Source organism: Litchfieldia sinesaloumensis (assembly GCF_900156865.1).
Taxonomy (GTDB): Bacteria; Bacillota; Bacilli; order Bacillales; family Bacillaceae_L; genus Ferdinandcohnia; species Ferdinandcohnia sinesaloumensis.
In genome coordinates this window covers 687,055-707,714 of sequence record NZ_LT732529.1, presented here as the reverse complement: position 1 = coordinate 707,714, position 20,660 = coordinate 687,055, and the positions used below count along the sequence as shown (strand labels likewise).

The 20,660-nt window shown below is 37.3% G+C and carries 21 protein-coding genes; 8 read left to right on the top strand and 13 right to left on the bottom strand.

Annotated features, from left to right (window positions below):
• Nucleotides 1-178: 178 nt before the first annotated feature.
• Nucleotides 179-616, top strand: coding sequence for a cell wall hydrolase (locus tag CZ490_RS03475; protein WP_077617577.1), 438 nt, complete (start codon nt 179-181; stop codon nt 614-616).
• Between the two features lie 76 nt (nt 617-692).
• Here the strand turns inward: CZ490_RS03475 and panF are convergent, their stop codons facing one another.
• The 3 genes from panF to ltaS form a co-directional block, all read right to left on the bottom strand.
• A complete protein-coding gene (panF, locus tag CZ490_RS03470) occupies nt 693-2,153 on the bottom strand; it encodes a sodium/pantothenate symporter (protein ID WP_077617576.1) in 1,461 nt (486 codons plus the stop codon).
• A complete protein-coding gene (locus tag CZ490_RS03465) occupies nt 2,150-2,437 on the bottom strand; it encodes a YhdT family protein (RefSeq protein ID WP_077617575.1) in 288 nt (95 codons plus the stop codon). The genes panF and CZ490_RS03465 overlap by 4 nt, the downstream gene beginning before the upstream one ends.
• A gap of 151 nt (nt 2,438-2,588) precedes the next feature.
• Nucleotides 2,589-4,544 (bottom strand): lipoteichoic acid synthase, encoded by a 1,956-nt coding sequence (gene ltaS / locus CZ490_RS03460; protein WP_200801544.1) that lies wholly within the window; start codon nt 4,542-4,544, stop codon nt 2,589-2,591.
• Between the two features lie 368 nt (nt 4,545-4,912).
• Between ltaS and CZ490_RS03455 the strand changes: the two genes are divergently transcribed.
• Nucleotides 4,913-6,004, top strand: coding sequence for a metallophosphoesterase (locus CZ490_RS03455; RefSeq protein WP_077617574.1), 1,092 nt, complete (start codon nt 4,913-4,915; stop codon nt 6,002-6,004).
• An 18-nt stretch (nt 6,005-6,022) separates the two neighbouring features.
• On the opposite strand, the gene CZ490_RS03450 is transcribed toward CZ490_RS03455, so the two are convergent.
• Complete coding sequence (locus tag CZ490_RS03450; RefSeq protein WP_200801543.1) at nt 6,023-6,448, bottom strand: DoxX family protein; 426 nt, start codon at nt 6,446-6,448, stop codon at nt 6,023-6,025.
• Between the two features lie 320 nt (nt 6,449-6,768).
• Between CZ490_RS03450 and CZ490_RS03445 the strand changes: the two genes are divergently transcribed.
• The gene (locus CZ490_RS03445) at nt 6,769-7,308 is read left to right on the top strand and encodes a helix-turn-helix domain-containing protein (RefSeq protein WP_077617573.1); all 540 of its coding nucleotides are present in this window, start codon (nt 6,769-6,771) and stop codon (nt 7,306-7,308) included.
• A 156-nt stretch (nt 7,309-7,464) separates the two neighbouring features.
• Complete coding sequence (gene guaC / locus CZ490_RS03440; protein ID WP_077617572.1) at nt 7,465-8,448, top strand: GMP reductase; 984 nt, start codon at nt 7,465-7,467, stop codon at nt 8,446-8,448.
• A gap of 259 nt (nt 8,449-8,707) precedes the next feature.
• On the opposite strand, the gene CZ490_RS03435 is transcribed toward guaC, so the two are convergent.
• Together CZ490_RS03435 and CZ490_RS03430 are read right to left on the bottom strand one after the other, a co-directional pair.
• On the bottom strand, nt 8,708-9,346 hold the full coding sequence (locus tag CZ490_RS03435) for a cytochrome P450 family protein (protein ID WP_077617571.1): 639 nt from the start codon (nt 9,344-9,346) through the stop codon (nt 8,708-8,710).
• Nucleotides 9,347-9,398: 52 nt separating this feature from the next.
• Nucleotides 9,399-9,809: a hypothetical protein gene (locus CZ490_RS03430; protein WP_077617570.1), complete on the bottom strand. Its 411-nt coding sequence runs from the start codon at nt 9,807-9,809 to the stop codon at nt 9,399-9,401.
• Nucleotides 9,810-9,844: 35 nt separating this feature from the next.
• Between CZ490_RS03430 and CZ490_RS03425 the strand changes: the two genes are divergently transcribed.
• The 3 genes from CZ490_RS03425 to CZ490_RS22255 all read left to right on the top strand — a co-directional run bounded on the left by CZ490_RS03425 (nt 9,845) and on the right by CZ490_RS22255 (nt 10,673).
• Nucleotides 9,845-10,090 (top strand): DUF2164 domain-containing protein, encoded by a 246-nt coding sequence (locus CZ490_RS03425; RefSeq protein ID WP_077617569.1) that lies wholly within the window; start codon nt 9,845-9,847, stop codon nt 10,088-10,090.
• A gap of 53 nt (nt 10,091-10,143) precedes the next feature.
• Nucleotides 10,144-10,302, top strand: a complete 159-nt coding sequence (locus CZ490_RS22260) for a hypothetical protein (protein WP_159439902.1) — start codon at nt 10,144-10,146, stop codon at nt 10,300-10,302.
• Between the two features lie 194 nt (nt 10,303-10,496).
• Nucleotides 10,497-10,673: a hypothetical protein gene (locus CZ490_RS22255; protein WP_159439901.1), complete on the top strand. Its 177-nt coding sequence runs from the start codon at nt 10,497-10,499 to the stop codon at nt 10,671-10,673.
• Between the two features lie 38 nt (nt 10,674-10,711).
• Here the strand turns inward: CZ490_RS22255 and CZ490_RS03420 are convergent, their stop codons facing one another.
• The 3 genes from CZ490_RS03420 to CZ490_RS03410 form a co-directional block, all read right to left on the bottom strand.
• The gene (locus tag CZ490_RS03420; RefSeq protein WP_077617568.1) at nt 10,712-12,325 is read right to left on the bottom strand and encodes an ABC1 kinase family protein; all 1,614 of its coding nucleotides are present in this window, start codon (nt 12,323-12,325) and stop codon (nt 10,712-10,714) included.
• 102 nt (nt 12,326-12,427) lie between these two features.
• The gene (locus tag CZ490_RS03415) at nt 12,428-12,952 is read right to left on the bottom strand and encodes a CBO0543 family protein (RefSeq protein ID WP_077617567.1); all 525 of its coding nucleotides are present in this window, start codon (nt 12,950-12,952) and stop codon (nt 12,428-12,430) included.
• A 118-nt stretch (nt 12,953-13,070) separates the two neighbouring features.
• Nucleotides 13,071-14,237 carry an LL-diaminopimelate aminotransferase gene (locus CZ490_RS03410; protein WP_142255420.1) on the bottom strand — a complete coding sequence of 389 codons (1,167 nt, stop codon included), beginning with the start codon at nt 14,235-14,237 and terminating at the stop codon, nt 13,071-13,073.
• Nucleotides 14,238-14,412: 175 nt separating this feature from the next.
• Here CZ490_RS03410 and CZ490_RS03405 point away from each other — a divergent pair, with 175 nt between their 5' ends.
• Nucleotides 14,413-15,633 carry an MFS transporter gene (locus CZ490_RS03405; protein WP_077617565.1) on the top strand — a complete coding sequence of 407 codons (1,221 nt, stop codon included), beginning with the start codon at nt 14,413-14,415 and terminating at the stop codon, nt 15,631-15,633.
• 84 nt (nt 15,634-15,717) lie between these two features.
• Here CZ490_RS03405 and CZ490_RS03400 read toward each other — a convergent pair whose 3' ends face one another.
• The 4 genes from CZ490_RS03400 to CZ490_RS03385 form a co-directional block, all read right to left on the bottom strand.
• Nucleotides 15,718-16,527 (bottom strand): M15 family metallopeptidase, encoded by an 810-nt coding sequence (locus tag CZ490_RS03400; RefSeq protein ID WP_234987165.1) that lies wholly within the window; start codon nt 16,525-16,527, stop codon nt 15,718-15,720.
• Nucleotides 16,528-16,888: 361 nt separating this feature from the next.
• Nucleotides 16,889-17,635 carry a response regulator transcription factor gene (locus CZ490_RS03395; protein WP_077617564.1) on the bottom strand — a complete coding sequence of 249 codons (747 nt, stop codon included), beginning with the start codon at nt 17,633-17,635 and terminating at the stop codon, nt 16,889-16,891.
• A gap of 22 nt (nt 17,636-17,657) precedes the next feature.
• The gene (locus tag CZ490_RS03390; protein WP_077617563.1) at nt 17,658-19,487 is read right to left on the bottom strand and encodes a cache domain-containing sensor histidine kinase; all 1,830 of its coding nucleotides are present in this window, start codon (nt 19,485-19,487) and stop codon (nt 17,658-17,660) included.
• 90 nt (nt 19,488-19,577) lie between these two features.
• Nucleotides 19,578-20,615, bottom strand: a complete 1,038-nt coding sequence (locus CZ490_RS03385; RefSeq protein WP_407639776.1) for a TRAP transporter substrate-binding protein — start codon at nt 20,613-20,615, stop codon at nt 19,578-19,580.
• Between the last annotated feature and the right edge of the window lie 45 nt (nt 20,616-20,660).

Sequence of the window (20,660 nt, the reverse complement as noted above, 5' to 3'; positions counted from 1 at the left end):
TTACTTACATTACATAGGTACGATTACCATCCACAAAAGGTTTCATTCCAAACAAATAATTAACCTCCTATAACCAACGCTTGCCGCCTAAAAAACACAAATAATGGGCGAAAATTTAATTGAAAAACCGACATCTTTTAAGGCTGTTTTCATACAATTCTGTAAGAGGTGATGAAAAGTGGCAAGAGTAAAACATACAGACAAAGATGTTGATTTAGTAGCTAGAATGATGCGTGCAGAAGCCGAGGGTGAAGGTCGGCTTGGTATGCTCATGGTTGGTAATGTCATTGTAAATCGAGCAGTCGCAGATTGTTTAGATTTTAGAGATGTAAGAACAATTCGGGATGTGATTTTTCAGGTTCAGGGTGGAAATTATTCGTTTGAAGCCGTTCAAAAAGGGAATTTGTTTTATAACCCAGCTAGAGAGGTTGAAAGAAAGTTAGCCAGACAAACTATAAACCATTGGAGACAGCATCCATCCAAGTATTCACTATGGTATTTTAACCCCTATGGCACTTGCCCCCCTACTTGGTACAATCAACCATTTTCAGGACAATTCAAACAACATTGCTATTACGAACCACAGGCAAATACATGTGACAGTGTTTATAGATAATGATTTTCAAGCCCCCATTTGGGGGTTTTATGTTTCTTCAGATATTAAAAAAACGACAAGCTTAGGCACTTGTCGATTAATAAAACTTTGTCTCCATGTTACGTAAGTGGTCGAGGTCTTTTTCCTTTACCAGTAAACTCACTGCGACAAACGTAATGAGTGAGAAAATTACCGGTAAGACTACAGAATGCATACCAAGGGCTTCAGGATAAATGGTATAAATAAGAATATAACTCCCAACCCCTACAAGCATTGAAGCAATCGCACCATACTTATTTCCACCTCGCCAGTATAAACCTAGCACAACCGGCCAGATAAAGGCTGCCTCAAGTCCACCGAATGCAAACAAATTCAACCAAATGAGTAAATCAGGAGGGTTTACTGCCATGAAAAACACAAGAATTCCAATAACCGCCGTAACACTAATGCTAAGTCGTTTAACAGTTGTATCTGATGCATCCGGTCTTATGTAGTTTAAATACACATCCTTTACAATCGCAGAACTAACTAGCAATAGTAACGAGTCTACTGTAGACATGATTGCCGCCATTGGTGCAGCTAAGACAATTCCTGCAAGCCAAGGTGGGAGCACTTCCATTGCCAGTAGTGGCATAACCGTGTCCGCCACTTCAACACCTGGAATAACCACTCTTGCAAAGACCCCAGATAAATGCATCCCTAACATGATGAATCCAACGACTATCGTCCCGATGATCAACGCTTTATGCATCGCTTTTGCATTTTTGTACGACATCGCGCGTACTGCAACTTGCGGGAGCCCTACAACCCCTACTCCGACCAAAATCCAAAATGAAGATAAGTAGATAGGTGTAAGCGACCGATCATGTCCATACGGAGTAACGAGATTCGGGTTAATTTCAACTAACTCCTGAATGATGTTTGAGATTCCCCCGCCAGCAATGATTGTCCCAATTAAGATGATGGAAGTCCCAATAAACATAATAATGCCTTGGACGGTATCCGTTAGTGCAACAGCACGAAAGCCCCCAATGGTCACGTAAACTAATACAGAAACTGCAAAAATAAACAGTGACGTTGTATATGATAAACCGGTTAATGACTCAATTAAACGACCACCACCAACCCATTGTGCCGCCATAGCAGAAAAAAGAAAGACGATGATACTTACAGCTGATAATAGTACAACCCATTTGGAGTTATAGCGCTCCTTTAAGAAATCAATCATTGTAACTGCATTTATTTTTCGAGCTACAATTGCAAATTTCTTTCCTAACACAGCTAGTACAAAATAGCCCGTTACAACCTGAATCATCGCTAGCAACACCCAGCCCAGCCCAATTGTATAGGCAGCACCTGGCCCCCCGATAAAACTACTTGCGCTTCCGTAAGTAGCAACCATTGTCATCGCAAGGACCAAACCACCTAACTCACGGCTACCGAGAAAGTATTCTTGTAAAAAGCTCGCTTTTGACTTTACATGTGCAGATGCATAAAAACCAATCATAAAAATTAAGACGAAGAACACGATAAGAGGGATCACGACTTCCCAATTCATACAGAATCCCCTCCCTCGTCATCTTCAAACGGAACCTCTTTGAAGACTGTTTTAACGAGTATGATGACTAACATAACGACAACTAAAAATCCAACGACACAACTGTAGAAAAACCAGCTAGGCAATCCAGCAATATATGTATACTCTTCAACTGGCTTTGACCCTAATCCATATGCAAAGCCAAACCACCAAAGGAAATTAAAAATAGCCAAACCAATTCCAATAAGTGCTTCCCTTTTGGCAATTTGAAAACGAGGATCACCGGGTGTTTTACGATTTTTCATTTTAACTTCTCCTTACCTAATCAAATCCACTAGACGTTTTATTATTCTCTATCCTACCCAAAAATTCCTGCAACGAACATGAATCAGTATATTAAAGATAACCAACAAAAAGCTACCTAAGAACAATTTGCTTAGGTAGCTTGTATGTTTTTTATTCTTCTGATTCACCATCAATTAAATAATTGTAGTTTGATCGCTTTACAGGCTCAAATCCAGGTGGTGTATAGAAACGTAATAAGTCGCCATTTACTACCTTATCAGAAGTTGATAATTTTTCTTCAACTACTTCTCGTAGCTTCTTTGCAGTATCTAGTTGATCTTCTTCAATTTCAAGGCCAGTTGTAGAGTCATAATATTTCCCATCGATTGACGATATTGTTGGACTTACAAAATCACCATTACGGAATGGAATTACTTCATCATGTTGTTCTGATAATAAATCCGTTCCAAACTGTACATAGTCTTTTGTATCTATTCCAAGCAAGTGCATTAGCGTTGGAAGAAGATCGATTTGACCACCGTACTGATGCATAACTCCACCTTCCATTCCCGGTACACGTATAAACAATGGTACACGTTGAAGGGAAGCATTATCAAAAGCAGTAATTTCTTCTTTTCCAAGTACTTGTTTCATTGCTTTATTATGGTTCGCAGATATTCCATAATGGTCACCATACATGATGATGATGGAATTGTCATATAAACCTGATTCTTTCAAATCATTGAAGAATTGCTCTAATGCTTCATCTGCGTAACGTGCTGTTTGGAAATAGCGGTCAACAGAACGATCACCAGTAGTATGTGGTGCAATCGTAGCATCTTCTTCACTAATTCGGTAAGGATAGTGATGTGTTACCGTAATAAATTTAGAGTAAAATGGTTGCGGTAATGTTTCTAAAAGGTCCGCAGATTGTTCGAAAAACGGCTTATCCATTAATCCATATTCTGCTAAATCCTCTGGATTCATTTGATAATAGCTTGAATCAAAGAAGTGATTAAAGCCAAAAGACTTATAAATCTCATTACGGTTCCAGAAGCTTCCTGAGTTACCATGGAACACGGCTGACGTATAGCCCTTTTGTCCAAGGATCGCTGGTGCTGCCTGATAAGTGTTCATACCTTTTGTTGTGAAAGCTGAACCCTGTGGTAAACCGTATAATGAATTTTCTAAGATAAATTCCGCATCAGCTGTTTTACCTTGAGCTGTTTGATGGAAAAAGTTATCGAAATAAAGTGTATTTTCATCACTTGTTAGGGAGTTAAGAAACGGTGTTACCTCTTCTCCATGTAACTCGTAATCAATCAAAAAGTTTTGAATTGACTCGAGATGCAAATAAATCACGTTCATTCCTTCAGCCGCTCCGAAATAAGTTGGATTCGGTTCAGCATAATTTGCCTTTGTATAGTTAATAACTTCAATACTGTCATTACTATCTGCTAGCGCACGCTGTGTTGAAGCTTTCGTACTTTGAACAGCATCATAAATTGTATAGTTATACATCCCTAAATATTTCACGATATAGTGTCGGTCAAATCCACGAGTTAATAACTGTGGACGATCAGCCTCTGCTAGTGAAAGGTTAATCACAGAGATTAAAATTGCAAAAGCATATAACGCAGCGACTTTTAAACCTTTCATCCTAGTTGTTGTCTCAACCTTAACAACTTTAAATACAACTAGGGCAACCAATACAATCCAGTCAATAAAGAACAAGAAATCATATGGTTTTACGAGCGATACGATACTTCCACTTACATCACCAAAGTTTTGTGTTTGGAACAATGTTGGTAATGTTATAAAGTCACTAAAGAACCGGTAGTACATAATATTTGCGTATAAAAGGAAAGACATTAGAAAATAGATAATAAGAAGTCTTCTATATCTCTTTTTCCCTTTACCTAAAAATGCAAATCCTAAAAAGAATAATGCCGATCCAAGCGGGTTTATAAACAATAAGAATGTTTGCAATGAATTATCGATATTTAAATTAAATTCCGTTAGTTGTGAGAAGTATGTTTTAAGCCAAAGTAGTAGCACTGCCAATAAGAAGAAGCCAAAAAAGTTAGTGAAGATATTTTGACCACGTTTTAGTATGTTCTTTTCCATGATTGCACCTACCTTCAATCTAAACTAATGATTTTTCTTCACCAGATTCCAAAAATCATTCTATCAAGAAAATATGAACAAATTATTAACGTTCGTAATAAAATTTACAAACAGAATACATTCACTTACTTTACTATGTTTATTTGAAAAGTCAAGAGTCCAAAGAAACCCCCGAATTTTCTTGAAATTTTTGTAATCCCTTACAACCCTGCCTGTACAACTTTTTTTCAAACATTAATAAAATACGTCTTATCCCTTCTAAATATGACAATTGCTTCTTATCAAGCATAAAAAAGGACGAATTAATAAAGATTCAATTATACTATCATAAAAGAAAGATATTCCATTCCGAAAGGGCTATTAGAACTATGTTTATTATTGCGATACTCTTATTTACTTTATTTTACGGTGGTATGTGTTACCTTTTTGGGTATTTAGCCTGGATTTGGCTTAAAAAATCCTTTTCATTTCGATACAAAAAAACGTATATACTGGTACTTATTATTTTGTCACTGGCCATATTTATTGGATATACGACATCCTCTACAATTCTAATCACAATCGGTTATTTTTGGATGACACTAACAGGCTTTGGCCTTATATTGCTTCCAATCGCAACTCTATTATATTTTCTATTTAAAAGGAAAAAAATCCGTTCAATTGGTTTTGCGGTGCTGGCACTGTATATCCTTATATTCAGTTTTGGGACTTACAACGCATGGAGCCCTATTGTACAAACCTATGATATCACCATTGAAAAAGCTTTCGAACAACGTGACAGTCTAAAGATTTTAATGGCGTCCGATTTCCACCTAGGAAGTATTGTTGGAAAGAGTCATCTATCAAAATTTGTCGATTTAGTAGAAGAAACGAAACCTGACATCGTGTTAATTCCTGGTGACCTTATTGACGATTACATTGAACCCTTCCTCGATAAAAACATGGGTGAAACCTTAACAAAAGTGGATGCACCACTAGGCGTTTATGCTACGCTTGGAAATCATGATTACTATGGAAACGACAACGAGAAAATTGTCGAAGAAATGGAGAAGCTAGGAATTGAGATTCTAACGGATGAAATTACGATGCTTGAGAACGAACTCTATTTAATAGGAAGAAATGATGATACAGATGACAAACGTGCTGCGATTCAGGAGCTTGTGGCCACACTGGATACATCTAAACCGGTGATAATGCTAGATCATCAACCAACGGAATTAGAGGCTGCAAAAGAACATGGAATCGACTTGCTTCTATCAGGACATACCCATCGCGGACAAGTGTTTCCCGGTAATTTAATAACAAATATACTTTACGAGAATGATTACGGCTTGTTAAAAAAAGGAAGAATGCATTCCATTGTATCATCAGGATTTGGGACGTGGGGTCCTCCACTTCGACTTGGAACTAGGTCTGAAGTTGTCATTATAAATGTGGAATTTAAAAAGACATTACCTTAAGTGGTAATGCCTTTTTAGTTAGTTAACAGAAGTTGTCGCATTCCCTTTCCCTTTTACTATGAATTGATCAAGAGCGAATGCCTTCGAACCAGTAATGATAAGCATTACTGCCATCGCTAGAAATGCTAAATCTAATTCATAGCCAGCCATCTGACCGTTACCAAGAAACCCGATTGCAAGCTTCACTTTTACGATGGCCCCAACCATAATTACAGCAAATAGAATAGACACAATTCTACTAAACAAACCAAGAATCAACATAATTCCTCCAACAAGCTCAATAGACGCAACTCCATATGCTAAAAATCCTGGTAATCCAATACTATCAAACCAACCTGCAGTATTTTCTACCCCACCACGGAACTTATCAAGCCCATGAACGAAAAACGTAATCCCTAATACGATTCTAATAATTAAACTTCCTAATTCAAATTTATTTTCCATTATATTATCCTCCAATTAGAATTTTTTTTCACTATCTATTCTTTAAAACACGATAAATGATACGGTATATCCCTCGTCTTTTTTCTCTTCCCTCCTCTTGTTTTTTCTATATTAAAGGATTATAACCAAAAAGTATTTTTATAGATATAAAATATTCGTATAAAAATACTATTGAGCAAAAAAAGAAGTCGTTACGACTTCGAGTTTCTTAATATGAATATTTGTTGTTTATAACATAACAATATATAGAGTAGCTTGTCAACATTTTTTTTGCTACTATAAAAATAAGTTTCATAAATGAATACATGTGAGGTAAAAAAATGGATATTGGATCAAAAATACGCGCTATCCGAAATCGCAAAAAGATTACCATTGCCCAAATGTGTGAGGGAACTGGCCTATCAAAAGGGTTTATCAGTAATGTCGAAAACAACAATACCTCTCCATCAATTAATACGTTAAAGACTATTTCTGATTTCCTTGACATTCCCCTCCCCTATTTATTATTAGAGAAGAGCGAACATATGCGGGTTGTTCGAAAAGAAGAGCGCACAACAACCTCTTTTAACTCATTAAAAGTTGAACATCTTTCCTCCAAAGGAGGGCTTCGGATGATGATTGTCGAATGTCCACCGGGAGGTTCCATGGGAGAGCCAAATGCACATGAAGGTGAAGAATGCCATTTAGTCTTACAAGGCAAAATTCTCGCTCAACAGGGAGAAGATTCTATTGTTGTTGAAGAAGGAGATTCGTTCAGCTGGAATGCTAGCGTCCCCCATTTTGTCAAAAATATCGGGGACACGACAGCCGTTATATTAATCTCCGTTTATTCAGACTCAGAATTGAGTGATATTTATTAGTTTGAAGCCTGCGATTCATCGCAGGATTTTTTTAATTCTATTTAAAACAACAAGAAAAAGTCTTTGACATCGCTTTAAAAATCATGTACATTATCTAATGTACGAACATTATTAAAAGATGATGAAAATAATATTCGGTTTTAGGAGTGTTTTTAAATGGAAAACGTATTTGATTATGAAGATATTCAACTAATCCCTGCAAAATGTATTGTGAACAGTCGTTCTGAGTGTGACACAACGGTTGAGTTTGGTGGCCATACATTTAAGCTTCCAGTTGTCCCTGCAAACATGCAAACCATTATAGATGAAAAGATTGCATTATTTTTAGCTGAAAATGGCTATTTCTATATCATGCACCGTTTCAACCCAGAAAAACGCGTTGATTTTATCAAAGACATGCATGCACGTGGTCTAATTGCTTCTATTAGTGTTGGTGTTAAAACGGAAGAATACGAGTTCATCGAGAAACTCGCTAAAGAAGACCTTGTTCCAGAATTCATCACAATCGATATCGCCCATGGTCATTCAAATTCAGTTATTGAAATGATTAAACATATCAAGAATCATTTACCAAAGAGCTTTGTTATCGCTGGTAATGTTGGAACGCCAGAAGCGGTAAGAGAATTAGAAAATGCAGGTGCTGATGCAACGAAGGTTGGAATTGGACCTGGTAAGGTTTGTATTACAAAAATTAAAACTGGTTTCGGTACTGGCGGTTGGCAGCTTGCTGCTCTTCGTTGGTGTGCTAAGGCTGCAACAAAGCCAATTATTGCTGACGGTGGAATCCGTACTCACGGTGATATCGCAAAATCAATCCGTTTTGGTGCAAAAATGGTGATGATCGGTTCACTATTCGCAGGACACGAAGAGTCACCGGGTGAAACGAAAGAAGTAGAAGGTAAAGTAGTGAAAGAGTACTTTGGTTCAGCTTCTGAATTCCAAAAAGGTGAAAAGAAGAACGTTGAAGGAAAGAAAATCTATGTTGAGCACAAAGGCTCATTAAAAGATACACTAAAAGAAATGGAACAAGACCTACAATCCTCTATCTCATATGCAGGAGGAACTAAATTAGATTCCATTCGCCACGTTGATTACGTTGTCGTTAAAAACTCAATCTTTAACGGAGATCGAATCTACTAAGTAAAAAAATCGCAAGGCGCCCGCCTAACGGCAACAAGCTTAAATACGAGCGCTGATAGAAGGTGCCCTTTACCTTCCTAAGCGATTAGCTTAAGACCTCGAGCCGATGGCGACTGGAGCTAGACATCGAAAACTAAGTGAAGAATTATATACTTTCTATCTTTAAAAAGGATGAGCTGTGATTGCTCATCCTTTTTGTATTCTTTTCACATTCTCTAATATGACCTTACTTTTTGGCATACTAGGCATTTTTTTAAAACTATTTAGGTGGCGTTATTTTCCCACCACGTACACCCTCGATCACATCCTCCACATATTGCTCCGCATGATTTCTTGCTGTTCTTCCTTGCCAGTGTTTTGGACCTACTTTTGCTGCTGATTCATACAATGCTGCCAGCTCTTCGGTAAATTCTTCAGTTTGATTCTCTTTAATAGGTACACCTGTCCACTCAAAGACTGCCTTACATAGCAGAAGCTTTACTTCCTCATATAAAACAATCTGCTCTTTTTGCTCCCATTTATTAATTGCTATCTCCCACTGCGCTTCCACCAATTTAATCAAGTTAGAAAGCTGTTCACCTGACAGTATCGACATAAACAATTGCTTGCGCCATCTATGTTGTTTACCATCAAGGGTTTGAATCGCATTTTTTCCGAACAATGTTTGGACAATCCGATTTGGAGCAACATTCTTTCGTTGGAATTTTTCAGTGTCATAAAATAGTTCAGCTGCTTCACTACCACCCATACAAATCACTTTCATTCCAAACATTCGGGTTTCGAATATATCTGACTGGAGCTCTTTACGCCGCTTTAATATAAACTCATATCCATCCTTTAGGAAACCTAGGCTATGATCAATTCCTTCTTCATGAGGCATCTCATTTTGGTTATTCAACTTGTTCACCTCTTGGTTTTATCATCATCATCGCTTATTCTGGTTCTTATTGTTATTGCTTACTCACATATTTTTCTACTAAATTGTCGATATACTCATATTCGAGTGTTTTATCAGTGGCTGTGTAAAAAAATCCTTTGTAGCGAATGGTATCGCTTGAATTGATGATTAACTCTTTAAGAACGTCTCCATTTTTATCATATATTGTAGTAGCAAAACGATATCCCATGTATCCTGCAGATAGCTTACCTTTTTTAAAGGTGACTTCGTTTAAGTTTGTAGTGATGGTGTGAATCTCTTCTTCTGAAGTGATATCGAACCTTTCTCCAGTGTTCCCATCAACTATATGTATTTTCAAAATATTGTTAGGGTCTATATTAAAAACCTTGTGAGGAACGAATGTAAAACTGTATAGTAAAACAAGGAGTAGTGGTATCACAAGTAATAGTGTTTTCCATTTCATCTTGGTTCCACCTTTCAAAAAAAAGGAGTGTTTTTATGTTTATACAGCTTTCGAAGGAGCAGCAGCAAATGATGATTTCCGACATACAGGAATTTTTCTTACAAGAACGTGATGAGGAAATCAGTGAATTTGCGGCAGAACAGGTATTACATTTTGTAAAAGAAAAACTAGCACCACATATCTACAATGCTGCAGTTCAAGATGTTAAATCAGTGGTAGATCAACAATTCGCCTCCCTTGACGATGAAATTTTAACGCTTGAAAGACCTATCAGAAGATAGACCGAGTATAATTTGATTCTGTTGCTTACACTATCTGTAAGGAGTGATAAGTAATGAAAAAAGAGAATTTCTTTGATTCAGATGATACCTATGGAGTACTTAAATCTGAGATGGAAGTCGATACAGATGTCAATGAGGACATGAATCGTGAACAATTACTTGATGACTCGGTTGAAGCTTTTATTGAATCGATAAAAAACATACCTAAATAATTCTCTGTAGACGGTAGAATTCCTTCTTAGCCAGAGAGAAACTATCATTATGAGCAAGGATTGTTTTTTGTATAAATGAATGTACCTCTTCTGAAACCTAGGTTCCTTGGAAAAATTACACAATTTTATGGTGAAAGGATAATCTCATCTTGATGACAAATGCTAACAACTAAATCAGGAACTGGAGGTTTGGTATGTTAAGCAGATCGACAAAAATCACTACACTGTTTTGGATTGCGATACTTGGGGTAATATTAACGACAATCTACACAATTGTGATTATGATTCAAGGAAGTAGAACGATGAAAATGATACGGTACATTTATAACCAAAATAAAAAACGTGGTGAACACGAAAATCGCGGGGAGTAAACCCTCGCGATTTTCTTTTACCCTTTACTCTTAAAGGTTCATTTCCGTCTATCACGCATATACTTCATCCACTTTTTCTGTTTATACGTAAAAATAATATAACCCACTCCAGATATAGCTGTTAGACCACCTGACAGGTATATTAATTCTGGATGAGTAGTTAAAATACCAGCTGCGATCCCAGTAAGGCCTAATAAAAATAACTGGAAGAAATGCTTTTTACTCGTTTCAAAAATGGTAAATTGGAATTTTCGTCTTTGTTCAAGTTCCTTTAAGTCCTTTAGTTTTTGAGGAAGTTGTAGAAATTCTTGAACGGAATGGACCACCTTAAATATAGGGAGTGCTTCTATCCATTTCAAAATAAGTGACCATTTCTTGTTTCCATCTTTGTTCATCCAGTTCACGAACACAGGCTTTATAAGATCTACTACTTCTTCTTCGGACACTAAATTCAAAATAATTCCTTCAACTGCAACGAATGACCGACCTAAAAAGACAAACCGTGTTGGGACCTGAATCGGCAATGCTTGGACAATGTCGTTCATCTCACGTTTAAAAGAGATTATGTCGATTTCTTTAAATTGAGACAGATTAACAGACATTACTTCCTCGAGGAGCTTTTCCATCGTTCCATGGTCAGCTTCTGGCAAAAGAAAACCCAAACTCACTATACAATCAACTGCTTTTGAATAATTTTTTGTAAGTAAGCTTTCTAGTAGCCCTTGAAAACTTGCTGCATCTTTTTTTGAAATTTCCCCTATCATGCCAAAATCTAGTAAAATAATTTTCCCTTCCTTTGATATATGTACATTACCTGGGTGTGGATCTGCATGAAAAATACCTGGTTCAAGCCATTGGGGTAGAAAGAGCTCAAGCAAATTTCGTGCCAATTCTTTCTGGTCCACTGCTTTTAAACCCTCTACATCCATAATTTTGGTTCCCTCTACCCATTCCATGACTAGTACGTTAGATGTACTGTAATGAGGATACGGTTTAGGTATTTTTACACCTTTCATATCCTTAAATCGGTTGATAAAGTATTCTATGGCTTGTAGTTCCTTTGTATAGTCTAACTCACGTTCAATCACTTGTTTGATTTCATTAAACAGAACCTTAAAATTAATGAACCCTTTTGGCACCGGTACAAAATGGTCAGCAAACCAAATAATAATCGACAATGTACGAAAATCCGTTTTAAGAATGGAATGAATATCTGGCCTTTGAACCTTAATGGCTACCGAATGCCCATCTTTCAATACTCCTCGATAAACCTCGCCTATCGATGCAGATGCAATTGCTTTCGTTTCTATGGATTCCACGATATCAAAGATAGAGCTTCCCCAGTTTTCTGTAAGTATCTTCTCAATTTCTTCCCACTCTGAAGGAGGCACCTTATCAGCAAGGTCTTGAATTTGATTTAAAAAAGGTTTAGGTAATAAATCTGCCCTAGTTCCCAAAATCTGTCCGACTTTAATAAGTAAACCTTCCAATTCAAACAAGGTGTTGCGGAATCGCACACCTATCTCTTCCCACAGTTTATCCCAATCTGCCTGTGGTTTTTTACGTAATTTATACCAATAGACTTTAAAGAATATCCCAAATGCCAGCGAGAGAACCGTAGTCATCCGAACCAACCTATTTTTTGTTTTCATGAATGAAACCTCTCATTTCTTAATTACTTACTAAAATAGTTCAATAAAAAAAGCATTTCTCCTTTAAAAAGAAATGCTTGAATTTTATTGATGTTTCATAATTCACTTAATATAGTCCATCGGAATCGGGAACATCAATATCAGAAAAATAATCCATACAATCGACAGTCCCCACGCGATTAGCGGATTTTTTTGGTGAAGTCTAAGCATCGGAAACATGACAAGATTAAAAAGAATCGACCAGCCCATCGACCAGCCATGATGATGTTTAATCAACTGCAGATACTCCAAGTTTATATATTCAACGAAGATATATAGAGCCATCCATAAACCAGTCCAGAGAATCTGTTTCCATTTCCCTTCAGGATAACGACCAAGAAAGATTAGTACTGTTGCTGGGTAGGAAACAAACATAATTAAAAAGGATATAAACGTATGGTTAAGTAGGATATTTTGTGCGAATAGAGTTTCTTGATAGGTCCAAACCCAGTAATCATGATATAAAATATTTTTAATAAGATCTCCCACTATAAAGAATAAAATAGTTGGGTAATACGTTCGCCAGCCTTTCCAATCACCCCATTTGATTGCAGCTACAAGGAATAAGGCGTTATATAGTAGGTGCATCGAATACACTCCTGATCATGTAATAACGTTAGATTACCCAAATATTTACATTCTAATTAGACCTAAATCAACCTAATTCTTTTTAATAGGCGCTATATTCCCATCTAAATATCCTACACTATTTTAGGAACTGGATTTCCTTTAACCGTTGAACAACCTTTTTCAACGTCTCCTCATTTTGTACAAGCCCTATTCGAACATAGCCTTCCCCACTTGGCCCAAAGGCGCTTCCAGGCGTAATTACAATACCTGCTTCATCAATTAATCTGTAGGTGAAATCAGTAGAGGTGAAACCAACTGGAACCTTCGCCCAGATAAACATCGACGCTTTCGGTGCATCTACAATCCACCCAACTTCAGCAAGCCCCTCCACCAATAGATTGCGACGTTTTTTATAAACCTCTCGTAGGTCATTACTGAAGCTCTCCGAATATCGTAATGCTGAAATCGCCGCTTTTTGAATTGGCAGAAACACGCCATAGTCAAGATTGGACTTCAATCGGTTTACCGCATCGACAATTTCGGCATTTCCGACAATATATCCGATCCGACATCCAGCCATATTAAAGCTCTTTGAAAGTGAGTTAAATTCTACGCCTACATCTTTTGCTCCATCAACTGATAGAAAGCTAATAGGCTTCTCTTCATAATATAATTCCGAATAAGCGAAGTCGTGTAATACGATAATCTGGTGCTTTTTAGCAAATTCGATAACCTTTTTGAAAAAAGATTCTGTAGCTAAGGCTGGAACCGGATTACCGGGGAAGTTTAAAATCATTAGTTTTGCTTTTTGACATACATCTTCAGGTATTGCCTCTAAATCTGGTAAAAATTGATTTTCCTCTTTTAAAGGCATACCATATGGAGTTGCCCCTGCCAACGCCACTCCTGCTGCATATGCAGTATAACCAGGATCTGGAACTAGAATAATATCTCCCGGGTTTGAAAAAACCATTGGAAAATGGACAAGTCCATCTTGAGACCCCATCACCATTAGGACATCTTTTTTCTTTTTTAACTGAACATCATAGTTTTTATAATAATAATCAACAATCGCTTCATGTAATTCATCTATTCCTGTTAATGAATAACCATATAAGGAAGGATTGTGAACATGTTTAGACAGTTCTTCAATCACAAAAGGTGGTGGTGGCAAATCTGGACTACCAACGCTTAAATCTATAATGTCTTGACCTTGTTGAAGTTTTTGTTTTTTATAGTTTGCTAGTTCATTAAATATTGATTCTCCAAATTTATTCATTCTCTGTGAAAGACTGATTTCCAAAGCTGTCACCTCATCTGTTATAATTAGTGCTTTTTTAAACATTTACAGGTAATTGATATGATAATTTTGATTCTTACTAACTTTCATTCTATAATAAACAAATAATGACTGCTAGCCTTCATCATCGTTTCATATATATAGCCAACATGACCATGTACAGAAAGAAGGATTTCATTTGCTTAACCAACAAACTAATTCAGAAAAATTATGGACAAAGGACTATATCCTAACATTTAGTTATGCAATGTCCACACAGATTGCAAATAACATGTTGATGACTGCACTTCCACTTTACGCCATTTATCTGGGTGGCGATAATTCGATTTCGGGTATGCTATTTGGGTTCTTCATGTTCATTGCAATCCTTTCTAGACCCTTTTTTGGTAAATTATCGGATGAGAAGAGTCGTAGGATTGTGCTTATTATTGGAGCAGTGGTTGCTACCTTTTTAACACTATCATATATCGCTGCTTTTTCGATTAGTTTATTGTTGATTATGAGAAGTATACACGGAGTTGGATTCGCTGCCACAACGAATGGTGCTGGAACCGTCATTTCAGACATTGTACCAAAAAAACGCTTAGGAGAAGGTATTGGGTATTATGGTTTATCCAATACACTCGCAACAGCAGTTGGGCCAGCTTTAAGCATCTTTCTCATTCAACAATTTAATTATCAAATACTTTTCCTGGTTGCCGGAATTATTAGCTTAATTTCGATTGCTTGCAGCCTTCTGATTACGTATGAAAAACGAAATGTTAAACCAAAAGCACCACAAATAAAAAGAAAAATCTCTGAGTTACTTTTTGAGAAAACAGCCCTTCCAACTGGATTAGTGACTGCTTTTGTTTATGTAGGGATGGGCGCATCGTTAACCTTTATCCCGACCTTTGCTTTATCTTTGGGGATTGAAGACATCGGTTTATATTTTACCGTGTATTCATTCGCGCTATTGTTCACGAGGATTTTTGGTGGAAAATTGGCGGATAAATATGGAAGTTCCATCGCGATTATCCCTGGCTTAGTCATTATGACAATTTCATTTGTAGTTTTAGCGTACGCTACTTCTCTTGGTGGATTTGTCGTGACTGGTATCCTTTATGGTTTGGGTTTAGGGTTAGTAGAGCCTGCTTTAAACGCAATCATGATTAAACTATGTCCTCCTGATCGAAGAGGCGCAGGGAATTCAACCTTTTTTACTGCCAAAGATTTAGGTAGTGGTGCTGGCGCTATTTGCCTAGGATTTATTTCCTTGAATGCTGGTTTTAAAGCTGTGTTTTTATATAGTGCTTTAGGTATTGTCTTTGCCTTTTTTGCCTATATCGTTATTTTGAGAAGACAAATCAACCATGCTAAAAGGGCAGAAAAGACTAATGTGCAGGTGAGTGTAAGTTAAATAAATATATAAAAAAGTACCAGGTTCCACCATTTAGTGGTTCCAGGTACTTTTTTAAGTAGAGTAAAAAGCTCATTGCAGCTATTAATTAACAACTCCTAAGTATTCTTCAAGTGTTAGGTCATGCTCTTTCATATACATCGCATGCTCCACACCTACATAACGGATATGCCACGGCTCGTACATATAGCCTGTGATGTCCTCTTTTCCAAGTTGATAGCGGACGATAAAGCCAAATTCGGCTGCATGCTCAGCAAGCCATTTTCCTTCTGCCGTTTCACCAAATTCTGGAACAAGTAGGTTACCAACACTTTCACTTGTTACATCCATCGCTAGACCTGTTTGATGTTCACTTTGTCCAGGTTTTGCGCTAAACGTACTTGCCTCTACCTCACCAACTGAATTGATATAAGAGGCATGGATAGCCTCTTGTGTCTCGTAAGAACGATAGCCAGATTGTGCATGGAGCTTAATACCATCGGTGTTTGCCTTTTCAAATAATTCCTCTAGCGCAACTGCAGCCTCTGTTACCATATATTTACGTTCTGTAGCGGAAGTTGAAAAAGCTACATTTGGAATGGAAAGATCCTGCGGCACATAATTTCCATCTAAAACCCCTACCTCTTTATTTACAAGAATTAAAAACGGATCGTTTGGGTCGATGACTGGCTTTTCCTCATCTGGTTCAACCACTTCTGTTTCACCAGATGTTTGGGTTTCGGGCGCTTCAACCTTTGATTCACTGTCTTTTTTATTTATTTTCCCAAGCACAAATTCCTGAATTGACGTATAGCTTTTTTGTAATGTATCGGTTATGGGTTCCCTCCAGTAGAATACAGAGAACGCTCCTGCAACAACTACCACGAGTAGCACCCCGATGATGACCTTTTTCACTATTCTTCCACTTCCCTAATTGCATCTATTTTTTCTCTATGTACCATTTTACTATAAACTACAAGATTCGACACAGGGAAATAGTTCTAGGTTTTAGGAACCATTGGAGAAGTACTTCTGAATCCTCCTGTAAAAAATAGCTTAACTGCCCTCCACCTTATTTTAATCAAAGGTTTAAATTAAACTCTTGGCATTGACTTTCTACTAGCAGTTTTACCCGTTTTCTGTACTAGTAATCAAATGATTTAGACTCAACAATTTACTATTCTAGCTTCTCTGTCAAAATTTCAACTGCTAATTCTCTCTCTTCACACGGCCCAAACTAAAAAAACAAAAAAGGACAGCGTCTGTTCCTCTGTCCTCAACTGGATTTTATTTTTCGAAATTGGCTTGGGGTTATGCCATTTTGTTTTTTGAAGCAGTTACTAAAGTATGCAAGGTCGGCGTATCCCAGTCGCTCGGCAATTTCTGATATACGAAGGGATGTTTGTTCAAGTAACCGTGCCGCTTCTTTCAAACGAATATTTACGATATAGTCACTATAGTTCGTTCCCGTCTCCTTTTTAAAGAGCTTGCAAAAATAAGTCGTGCTTAGGTGGACCTTTTCTGCAGCTTCAGCTAATGAGACATCCTTTGTTGTGGATTGGTCGATATATAAAAGAACTTGCTCAATTGGAGACAGTTCATTTACATCTGCTGTAGGTTGGTTATCCCGAATGTCTTGAGCGTTTCTTGTTACTTTTTTTAGTAGCCACTTATTTAAGGTCTCCGTCATACCTTCTTGTTCAACTGGCTTTAATAAATAATCAAAGGCACCAAGTCGAATGGCTTGTTGTGTATAGGCAAAATCGTCATGTCCACTAATAATAATTATATCCGTTTCCATTTCACGGCGACGGACTTCTTTCATAAGCGAGATTCCATCCATTGCAGGCATACGGACATCTGTTAACACAAGATCTACCTGATGCTGAGCCAGCCAATCATAAGCCTCCAATCCATTCTTCAATTCCTGAGCCACTTGAAAAGGAAGTCCGGTTTTTTCTATCGTCTTGCGAATGACGGTACGAACCCATCTTTCATCTTCCACCAACAAGATTTGATGCATAAAGCTCCCCCCTTTTACAAAACTAGAGTGGTAATTTAATGCCTACTGTGGTTCCTGATGTCAGGGTACTCGTAATAAAAAGGCCGTATTCATTGCCAAATAAATGTCTGATCCGCTTATGTACATTCATTATTCCAATGTGACGAACTTTGTCATTGTTCTGATCACTTTTTAATAGAGTTGTAATTTTTTCGAGTTGTTCCTCATCAATGCCCGGTCCAGTATCGGAGATCAATAATAAAAACGTATTCGAATCTAGAGTTTTAGCATGTATCGTTATATTTGTATGCCCAGTTTGTGGCTCTAAGCCATGTACAACACAATTTTCTAGTAGAGGTTGAAGTGTAAATTTTGCAATCTTTTTTTCTAGCAACTCTTCAGGAACGTCAAAATGATAGGTTAGTTTCTCTTCAAATCGATACTTTTGAATTCGTAAGTACTTCTCTCCTATAAGAATCTCTTGTTTAATGGTCACCTTAGCGGCCTCTTCTTTTATATTGTAACGTAACAGTTGGGCTAGGGATTCCGCCATAATTGAGATATCGTCCATATCTCGTTCTAATGCCATCCCTCTTATCGTGTCCAAAGAATTGTATAAAAAGTGTGGGTTTATTTGCGCCTGTAGCATCTTTAGTTCCGTTTCCTTCTGACGTAGATTCATTTCTATTTCCTTTATTTTAGAAGCGTATACCTCTTCCATTAATGTATCTAGTCTTTCTACCATGTTATTGAAACCATGTGTCAGCATACCAATCTCATCTTTCGACACAACCGGTACTTTTCCAGTGAAATCGCCTACTTCCACTTTACGTATGAAATTTCGGAGCCTCTTGAGAGGATTAATTAGACTTGTTGCTAGTCCAAAACTCATGATAAAAGCAATAATGATAAAGACGATTGATGTTAAGAAGATAGTGTTTCTTATCGAATTTGCGCCCTCCATTAGTTCTGAAAATGGGATTGAAGTCACGAAATGCCAATCTAGAACCTCGCTTTCACTCCATGTAAGAAAGAGATTCTCTTTTCTGTTAAGTAAATAATCGTCCGCAGCATGAATATTGCGCTCAGAATGTTCAGCCATTGTTCCAATTTTTGTATTTTTGGGATGGTATACATATCGACCGCTATCATCCAAGATATAGAGATACCCGGAGTGTCCTGGTCTTACTCGATTAACCACTTCATGTAACCTCTTATAATTCACATCTAAAATCAGCATTCCCATTGGTTGTAGTGTCTGAGGGTTTATCAATCGTTTTGCGATGGTAATAACTGGCTGTTCATTCTTCGTTGAAGAAGTACGGGCTCTGCCTGTAGTACGTGGGATGCGTCTAACTATCATTCGCGATTGCCCGTTAGGAGGAACAAGATTATACCAATATTCATTTTGCAATTGGAGTAAGGACTGTTTTTGCTCGGTGGACGCTAAATCAATGATCTGAACATCATCAAGAATCATCGTATAGTTTACAATATCGGACCTTGAATATGCTGCATTTTCCAATACTTTTCGCACCGCAGGAACGGTTTGTTCATGTAAGTGTTGAAATGTATCTGTTTTTAAAAAGGTAATCGTATCTGGGTGATTAATAATTTTTAAAGTTTCAATCTCGAAATCTCGTAAGTAACCTTCCACAAAGAATTGTATCTGTTCATTTATTTGACGATTATAATCATGAGCTTCTTCTTGTAGAACCTCTGAAAACCTCGTATACGAAATGAGTGTGAAGATAATCATGGGGAACATAATTAACAATCCAGAAAATACTGATAATTTTACAATTAATGATTTATCTCTTAGAAAGACTGTTCGTGTTAGCAGATCTGTAGTTCTATTTCGTACAGACTTCAAATAACCAGCCCCACTTATCGTAAAATGAAGGAAAAAAAGAGTCTCATGTGAGCCCTTTCTTTCCTTCCCTTGATAATACCATATTTACTACTATCTGGCATTATCGATTGCATCAAGTACATCTTTAAATTCATCACGATAGTTGTCGATAACTGGCTTTACTTTTTCCTGCCATGGAGTTACATCGTCTACCTCAACAACTGTAGCACCTTCTTTTTTAACTGCATCTAATGATTCTTTTTCGTATTTATCCCATTCCTCGCGCTGGTATTCAACCGAATCAAGTGCAGCCTCTTTAATAATCTCTTGATCTTCGGCCGATAAAGTATCCCAAACCGTTTTGGAAATTAATAAAACTTCAGGAACACGTTGATGCCCATCAAGAATATAGTTCGGCGCGACTTCATAATGTTTTGCAGAATAGAAACTAGGGTGGTTGTTTTCAGCTCCATCTATTACACCTGTTTGTAATGAGCTATAAACCTCACCATAAGGCATTGGAGTTGCACTAGCACCTAAAGCATCAATTAATTCCATGTTGATTTTATTTTGCTGTACGCGAATCTTTAATCCTTCTAAATCGTCAATGCTTTTCAGTGGTTTAGAAGAATAGAAGTTTCGCGAACCAGAGCTGTAGTAGGCCAGGCCCCTTAATTGTGAATCTTCAAGACTCTCTAACATGGCTGCTCCCATGTCACCATTTAAAAACTTCCAAGTATGTTCATCATTGTCAAAAATATATGGAAGACTGAATACACCAAAGTCCTTGTTGAATTCTGCCAAAGGACCACTACTAACCCTAGTGAACTCAATTGCTCCTAGCTGTACCTGTTCAATCACTGCCTTTTCCTCTCCAAGTTGAGCAGAAGGGAAAACTTCAATTTTAATCCGACCATTACTACGTTCTTCTACTAATTCCGCAAATTTAATATCCCCTTTTGTCGTCGGATAATCTGCTGGATGTGTTTCAGCTAACCGAAACGAGTATGTTTTTCCTTCATCAGCTGACTTTCCATCCCCATCTTTAGGATCTGAACCAATGGAATTCGTACCACTCGAACAAGCCGCAAGTAGCATGAAAGCAAGTAGCATCGTTAAAAAACCAAACATCCCTTTCTTCTTGAACACGCTAAATTCCCCCTTGTTTTTGAATTTTTTGTAGAATGACTGTCT

Bases quoted from the DNA above. Each gene is read 5' to 3' on its own strand.
- panF (WP_077617576.1), bottom strand. From the start codon at position 2,153: ATGAATTGGGAAGTCGTGATCCCTCTTATCGTGTTCTTCGTCTTAATT.
- CZ490_RS03465 (WP_077617575.1), bottom strand. From the start codon at position 2,437: ATGAAAAATCGTAAAACACCCGGTGATCCTCGTTTTCAAATTGCCAAA.
- ltaS (WP_200801544.1), bottom strand. From the start codon at position 4,544: ATGGAAAAGAACATACTAAAACGTGGTCAAAATATCTTCACTAACTTT.
- CZ490_RS03455 (WP_077617574.1), top strand. From the start codon at position 4,913: ATGTTTATTATTGCGATACTCTTATTTACTTTATTTTACGGTGGTATG.
- CZ490_RS03450 (WP_200801543.1), bottom strand. From the start codon at position 6,448: ATGGAAAATAAATTTGAATTAGGAAGTTTAATTATTAGAATCGTATTA.
- CZ490_RS03445 (WP_077617573.1), top strand. From the start codon at position 6,769: ATGGATATTGGATCAAAAATACGCGCTATCCGAAATCGCAAAAAGATT.
- guaC (WP_077617572.1), top strand. From the start codon at position 7,465: ATGGAAAACGTATTTGATTATGAAGATATTCAACTAATCCCTGCAAAA.
- CZ490_RS03430 (WP_077617570.1), bottom strand. From the start codon at position 9,809: ATGAAATGGAAAACACTATTACTTGTGATACCACTACTCCTTGTTTTA.
- CZ490_RS03425 (WP_077617569.1), top strand. From the start codon at position 9,845: ATGTTTATACAGCTTTCGAAGGAGCAGCAGCAAATGATGATTTCCGAC.
- CZ490_RS22260 (WP_159439902.1), top strand. From the start codon at position 10,144: ATGAAAAAAGAGAATTTCTTTGATTCAGATGATACCTATGGAGTACTT.
- CZ490_RS22255 (WP_159439901.1), top strand. From the start codon at position 10,497: ATGTTAAGCAGATCGACAAAAATCACTACACTGTTTTGGATTGCGATA.
- CZ490_RS03420 (WP_077617568.1), bottom strand. From the start codon at position 12,325: ATGAAAACAAAAAATAGGTTGGTTCGGATGACTACGGTTCTCTCGCTG.
- CZ490_RS03415 (WP_077617567.1), bottom strand. From the start codon at position 12,952: ATGCACCTACTATATAACGCCTTATTCCTTGTAGCTGCAATCAAATGG.
- CZ490_RS03395 (WP_077617564.1), bottom strand. From the start codon at position 17,635: ATGCATCAAATCTTGTTGGTGGAAGATGAAAGATGGGTTCGTACCGTC.